General features: G+C 71.8%; 5 protein-coding genes and 1 pseudogene. All 6 read left to right on the top strand.

Annotation, left to right across the window (positions count from 1 at the left end; translation table 11 throughout):
• Positions 1-222: 222 nt before the first annotated feature.
• Positions 223-885, top strand: a complete 663-nt coding sequence (locus tag HW445_RS15670; RefSeq protein ID WP_180221637.1) for a GntR family transcriptional regulator — start codon at positions 223-225, stop codon at positions 883-885.
• Positions 886-947: 62 nt separating this feature from the next.
• The gene (locus HW445_RS15665; protein WP_180221636.1) at positions 948-1,859 is read left to right on the top strand and encodes a dihydrodipicolinate synthase family protein; all 912 of its coding nucleotides are present in this window, start codon (positions 948-950) and stop codon (positions 1,857-1,859) included.
• A complete protein-coding gene (araD, locus tag HW445_RS15660) occupies positions 1,856-3,661 on the top strand; it encodes an L-arabinonate dehydratase (protein ID WP_180221635.1) in 1,806 nt (601 codons plus the stop codon). Before HW445_RS15665 ends, araD begins: the two co-directional genes overlap by 4 nt.
• Before the next feature lie 337 nt (positions 3,662-3,998).
• Complete coding sequence (locus HW445_RS15655) at positions 3,999-4,952, top strand: carbohydrate ABC transporter permease (protein WP_180221634.1); 954 nt, start codon at positions 3,999-4,001, stop codon at positions 4,950-4,952.
• Complete coding sequence (locus HW445_RS15650) at positions 4,949-5,857, top strand: carbohydrate ABC transporter permease (RefSeq protein ID WP_180221633.1); 909 nt, start codon at positions 4,949-4,951, stop codon at positions 5,855-5,857. Before HW445_RS15655 ends, HW445_RS15650 begins: the two co-directional genes overlap by 4 nt.
• A 71-nt stretch (positions 5,858-5,928) precedes the next feature.
• A pseudogene (locus HW445_RS15645) lies at positions 5,929-6,151 on the top strand (gfo/Idh/MocA family oxidoreductase); the annotation flags it as partial.

Below are 6,151 nucleotides of genomic sequence, written 5' to 3'. Positions count from 1 at the left end.
CATGCCCCTGGCGCCCCCGTCCCGCGGAGGGCGCCAGGGGCGTGCCCGCGTGCGGGGCGGCCCATACCGCCCGACGCGGCGGCACGTACGGCAACTCGGCCCACGCGTACGGATTTTCCTCGCCCGAAGCATTGACGAAACACAGCCACGGTCCTAGCTTCATCGCGTCGTACTTCGTACGTCATATATGAGACGCGATACGTCAGATATGAAAGAGACCCCATGGCCTTCGCCGCCCCCAGTCCCATCCCCTCGCGCACCCAGTACGTGCTGGACGCGATCAAGCACGGCATCCTCACCGGACAGCTCGTGCCAGGTCAGGCGCTGGTGGAGACCGAGCTCGCCGCGCGGTTCGGCGTCTCCAAGACGCCGGTGCGCGAGGCGCTCAAGACCCTCGCGGGGACCGGGCTGGTGGTGATGAGCCAGTACAAGGGCGTCACCGTGCGCGAGGTGGACGCGGCCATGGCGCACGAGGTGTACGACGTCCGCCTGCTGCTCGAACCCGAGGCGCTGCGCCGCACCATCGCCCGCCAGGCGTCCCTGGAGGCGGCGGCGGATGCCCTGGTGCGGGCCGACGGCGCCGAGGACAATGCCGAACGCAGCCTCGCCAACCGCGAGTTCCATCGCGCGCTGTACCTGCCGTGCGGCAACCCGCTGCTCGCCCGGATGCTCGACGAGGTGCGCGACCAGGCCGCGCTCGTCTCCGCCGTGGTGTGGGGGGCCATGCCCTCCTGGGAGCGCGAGGCCGCCGAGCACCGGGAGATCCTGCGGCTGGCGCGGGCCGGCGACGCGGACGGCGCGGCCCGCTGCCTGCACGACCACATCGCCTCGTTCGTCCACCGGTCCTTCCCCGCGGACCTCGCCGAGGGCGGTGGCGGCATGTGACACCGACCGGTCAGGCCGAGCAGGTGCACGGACAACGTCACGCAGAAGAAAGGGCGGCCCCCATGGCGCACGCGGACCACACTCCCCTCAGAACGGCACTGGCCGACGTCGTCGCGATCCCCGTGACGCCGTTCGGCGACGACGGCGGTCTCGACCTCACGGCGCACCGGGCCCTGCTGCGCCGGCTGCTCGACGCGGGCGTGCGCACCCTCACCCCGAACGGCAACACCGGGGAGTTCTACGCGCTGACCCCCGAGGAGCGCAGGACCGTCACCGAGGTGACGCTCGAGGAGACCGGGGACCGGGCGACGGTCCTCGTGGGCGTCGGGCACGACGTGCCGACCGCCGTGGCCGCCGCCGTCCACGCCCGCTCGGCGGGCGCGCAGATGGTCATGGTCCACCAGCCCGTCCACCCCTACGTCTCCCGCGACGGCTGGATCGGCTACCACCGCGCCGTCGCCGAGGCCGTACCGGAACTGGGCGTCGTGCCCTACGTGCGCAACCCGCACCTGGACGGCGAGGCCCTCGCCGAACTGGGCGCGGCCTGCCCCAACGTGATCGGCGTGAAGTACGCCGTGCCGGACGCCGCCCACTTCGCCGCCTTCGCCCGCGACGCCGGCCTCGACCGCTTCGTGTGGGTGGCGGGCCTCGCCGAGCTGTACGCCCCCTCCTACTGGGCGGGCGGTGCCACCGGCTTCACCTCGGGTCTGGTCAACGTCGCCCCCGCGGTCTCGCTCTCCATGCTCGACGCGCTGCGCTCCGGCGACGTCCCCGCCGCCATGAAGGTGTGGGAGCGGATCCGGCCCTTCGAGGAGCTGCGCGCCGACCGGCAGTCCGCGGACAACGTGAGCGTCGTCAAGGAGGCCCTCGCCGTGCTCGGCCTGTGCCGCCGGGACGTCCGCCCGCCCAGCCACGAGATCACCGAGGAGCGCCGCGCCGCGGTCGCCGCCCTGCTGACGGGGTGGGAGATATGACCACCCGCCCCGAGGCCCCGCGCCCCGAAGACGTGCGCGCCCAGGCCCCGCGTCCCGAGGACGTGCGCCCCGCGGGCCTGCGCCCCGAAGAGCTGCGCAGCCACCGGTGGTACGGCGACTCCGTCTCGTCGGGCCTGCGCACCTTCAGCCACCGGGCGCGCACCCGCCAGCTCGGCTACCTGCCCGAGGAGCACCTCGGCAAGCCCGTCGTCGCGGTCCTCAACACCTGGTCCGACATCAACCCCTGCCACGTCCACCTGCGGGAGCGCGCCCAGGCCGTCAAGCGCGGGGTGTGGCAGGCGGGCGGCTTCCCGCTGGAGTTCCCGGTCTCCACGCTGTCGGAGACCTTCCAGAAGCCGACCCCGATGCTCTACCGCAACCTCCTCGCCATGGAGACCGAGGAACTGCTGCGCTCCTACCCGGTGGACGGCGCCGTGCTCCTCGGCGGCTGCGACAAGACCACGCCCGCCCTGCTGATGGGCGCGGCCAGCGCCGGCCTGCCCGCCGTGTTCGTGCCGGCCGGACCCATGCTCCCGGGCCACTGGCGCAAGGAGGTCCTCGGCAGCGGCACCGACATGTGGAAGTACTGGGACCAGCGCCGCACCGGCGAGATCGGCGACGGCGAACTCTCCGAACTGGAGAACGGGCTGGCCCGCTCGCCCGGCCACTGCATGACCATGGGCACCGCCTCCACGCTCACCGCCGCCGCCGAGGTGCTCGGCATGACGATGCCCGGCGCCTCGTCCATCCCCGCCGTGGACTCGGGCCACGAGCGGATGGCCGCGGCCGCCGGCGCCCGCATCGTCGACATGATCTGGCAGGACGTCACCCCGTCGAAGATCCTCACCCGGGAGGCGTACGAGGACGCGGTCGCCACCGTCCTCGCGCTCGGCGGCTCCACCAACGCCGTCATCCACCTGATCGCCATGGCGGGCCGCTCCGGCGTCACGCTCACCCTCGACGACTTCGACCGCATCGCCCGCACCGTGCCGGTCCTCGCCAACCTGCGGCCGGGCGGCGCGTACCTCATGGAGGACTTCCACTTCGCGGGCGGCCTGCCCGGCTTCCTCTCCCGCCTCACCGACGTCCTCCACCTGGACCGGCCCACCGCCGCCCACCCCACGCTGCGCGCCCAGCTCGACGGCGCCCGCGTCCACGACGACGAGGTCATCCGCCCGCGCGAGCGGCCGCTGGCCGACGAGGGCGGCGTCGCCGTCCTGCGCGGCAACCTCTGCCCCGACGGCGCGGTGATCAAGCACATCGCCGCCGAGCCGCACCTGCTGCGGCACACCGGACCGGCCGTCGTCTTCGACGACTACCGCACCATGCAGCGCACCATCGACGACCCCGCGCTCGGCATCACCGCCGACCACGTGCTCGTGCTGCGCAACGCGGGACCGCAAGGAGGACCCGGCATGCCGGAGTACGGGATGCTGCCCATCCCCGAGTACCTCCTCAAGGAGGGCGTGCGGGACATGGTCCGCATCTCCGACGCCCGGATGAGCGGCACCAGTTACGGCGCGTGCGTGCTGCACGTGGCGCCCGAGTCGTACGTCGGCGGCCCGCTGGCCCTGGTGCGCACCGGCGACCTGATCACCCTCGACGTCCCGGCCCGCGCCCTGCGCCTGGAGGTCGACGACGCGGAGCTGGAGCGCCGCCGCGCCGCCTGGACCCCGCCGCCGCAGCGGTGGGAACGCGGCTACGGCGCGCTGTACCAGGAACAGATCACCCAGGCCGACACCGGCTGCGACTTCGCCTTCCTGGCCCGCCCGGGGAAGGTGCCCGAACCCTACGCCGGATGAGCTGCCGCCGGCCGGCCGAGCCCCGTGCCCCGGCCGGCGGCGCACCACCCGCCGCGGCATCCCGCACCGCGACATCCGCACCGCGTCGCCTCCGCGTCACGACATCCGCAGCACCGCATTCCGCACGACCGCATTACGCACCAACGCATTCCGCACGACCGCATTCCGCACGACCGTGGAGCAAGCGCTTTCTATCCGCTGCCCCACAGCCCCACAACCCGTCAATCCGTCAGCCCGTCGGCCCGAGCGGCCGGCGGCCCGTGCCGGACCCGTCCGGGTCCGGCACGGGAGTCCCGTACGACACGCACGACCGTGAGTGAGAACGGAGACAGAGGTCATGGCCCCAGCGCAGGCCGCAGCCGCAGCCGTGGCGAAGACACCCCGGGGTGCGCCCGGACGACGCAGGACCGGCAGCAGCACACCCCGCCACCTGCCGTACCTGCTGATCGCCCCCGCCGGGCTGCTCATGCTGGGTTTCATCGCGTACCCGGTGATCAGCGTCTTCTACTACAGCCTCCAGCACTACAACGTCACCAAACCCTGGCGCAACGGCTTCGCGGGCCTCGACAACTTCACCCGCGTCTTCACCGACGACCCGCTCTTCCGCGACTCCCTGGTGTTCAGCGCCAAATGGGTCGTCACCGAGGTCTCGCTCCAGCTCGTCCTCGGCCTGGCGCTGGCCCTGCTGGTCAACCAGACGTTCGTGGGCCGCGCCGTCGCCCGTGCCCTGGTCTTCTCGCCCTGGGCCGTCTCCGGGGTGCTGACGACCACCATCTGGATGCTGCTCTACAACCCGTCCACCGGCGTCAGCCGCTACCTGGCGGACGCGGGGATCGGCTCGTACGGCACCTCCGTGCTCTCCGACACCGGCACCGTCTTCTGGGCCGTGGTCGTCACCGAACTCTGGCGCGGCGTACCGTTCTTCGCGATCCTCATCCTCGCCGACCTCCAGTCCGTCCCCAAGGACCTCTACGAGGCGGCGTCGGTCGACGGCGCCGGGCGGCTGCGGCAGTTCGTCCACATCACGCTGCCGCACCTGAAGGACGCCATCATCCTCTCCACGCTGCTGCGCGCCGTGTGGGAGTTCAACAACGTCGACCTCCTCTACACCCTGACCGGCGGCGGCCCCGCGGGCGTCACCACGACGCTCCCGCTCTACGTCGCCAACACGGGCATCGAGGGCCACGACTTCGGATACGCCTCGGCGCTGACCACGGTGGCCTTCGTGATCCTCCTGTTCTGCTCCATCCTCTACCTGCGTCTGAGCAAGTTCGGAGGCGACTCCCGGTGACCGCCGCACTCACCGAGACGGATGCCCGCCGCACGGCGCCACCGTCCGACACCCCCGTGATCCCGCCGAAGCGCCGCCGCCGGCGGCAGCGAGCCTTCGACGAGGTGCCGCGCTGGCAGATCTACCTGCCGCTGGGGCTCTACCTGCTCTTCACCCTGGTGCCGTTCTACTGGATGCTGCTCTTCGCGCTGCGGCCCGCCGGATCGACCTCGCTGGTGCCCTGGCCCATCACCTTCGAGCACTTCGAGAAGGTCTGGAACGAGCGCAGCTTCGGGGTCTTCTTCCAGAACAGCATGCTGGTCGGCGTCGCCACCCTGGTCACCACCACGCTGATCGCCCTCTGCGGCGGATACGCGCTGGCCCGGTTCCAGTTCCGCGTGAAGAACGCCTTCATGCTGGCGCTGCTGTGCTCGCAGTTCATCCCCGGCGCGCTCATGCTGGTGCCGCTCTTCGAGATCTTCCGCAACCTCAGCATGATCAACTCGCTGGGCAGCGTCATCATCGCCGAGACGGTCTTCCAGCTCCCCCTGTCGATGATCCTGATCAGCGGCTTCATCAAGAACGTCCCGGTCTCCCTGGAGGAGGCCGCCTGGGTCGACGGCTGCTCGCGGCTGCGCGCCTTCCGCGCCGTGGTGCTGCCGCTGCTGCGGCCGGGGCTGATCGCGGTCGGGTCGTTCGCCTTCGTGCACAGCTGGAACCACTTCCTGTTCGCGCTGATGTTCCTGAGCGAACAGGACAAGCAGACGATCCCCGTCGGCCTCAACACCCTGATCGGCGCCGACAGCGTGGACCTCGGGGCGCTCGCCGCCGGCGGTGTCATCGCCGCCGTCCCCGTGGTCATCGTCTTCGCCTTCATCCAGAAGTGGCTGATCACCGGCTTCAGCGCCGGTGCGGTCAAGGGCTGACCCGCCGTCACCCGGCCCCCGCCACCGCCCCAGCCCCTTTCCCTTCGCGTACGCCCAAGGAGGTCCGCACCATGAGCGTCCCGCACCCGCCCCCGCCGCTTCCCCTGGTGCTCGCCGGGGCGCGCGGCCACGGCCGCCGGCACCTGGACAACATCCGCCGCCTCGAACGCACCGGCCTCGTACGGCTCGCCGGGGTCTGCGACCTCACCCCGCTCACCGGCGCCGAACTGGACGGCTTCTCGCCGTCGCTGCGGCAGTCGGCCGACTTCACCGGCCTGCTGGACGCCACCGGGG

The sequence above is a fragment of the Streptomyces sp. UH6 genome (assembly GCF_013421635.1).
Taxonomy (GTDB): Bacteria; Actinomycetota; Actinomycetes; order Streptomycetales; family Streptomycetaceae; genus Streptomyces; species Streptomyces abyssomicinicus.
The sequence above is the reverse complement of the archived record's forward strand: the minus strand, read 5'-3'. Positions and strand labels throughout refer to the sequence as shown.

Bases quoted from the DNA above. Each gene is read 5' to 3' on its own strand.
- HW445_RS15670 (WP_180221637.1), top strand. From the start codon at position 223: ATGGCCTTCGCCGCCCCCAGTCCCATCCCCTCGCGCACCCAGTACGTG.
- HW445_RS15665 (WP_180221636.1), top strand. From the start codon at position 948: ATGGCGCACGCGGACCACACTCCCCTCAGAACGGCACTGGCCGACGTC.
- araD (WP_180221635.1), top strand. From the start codon at position 1,856: ATGACCACCCGCCCCGAGGCCCCGCGCCCCGAAGACGTGCGCGCCCAG.
- HW445_RS15655 (WP_180221634.1), top strand. From the start codon at position 3,999: ATGGCCCCAGCGCAGGCCGCAGCCGCAGCCGTGGCGAAGACACCCCGG.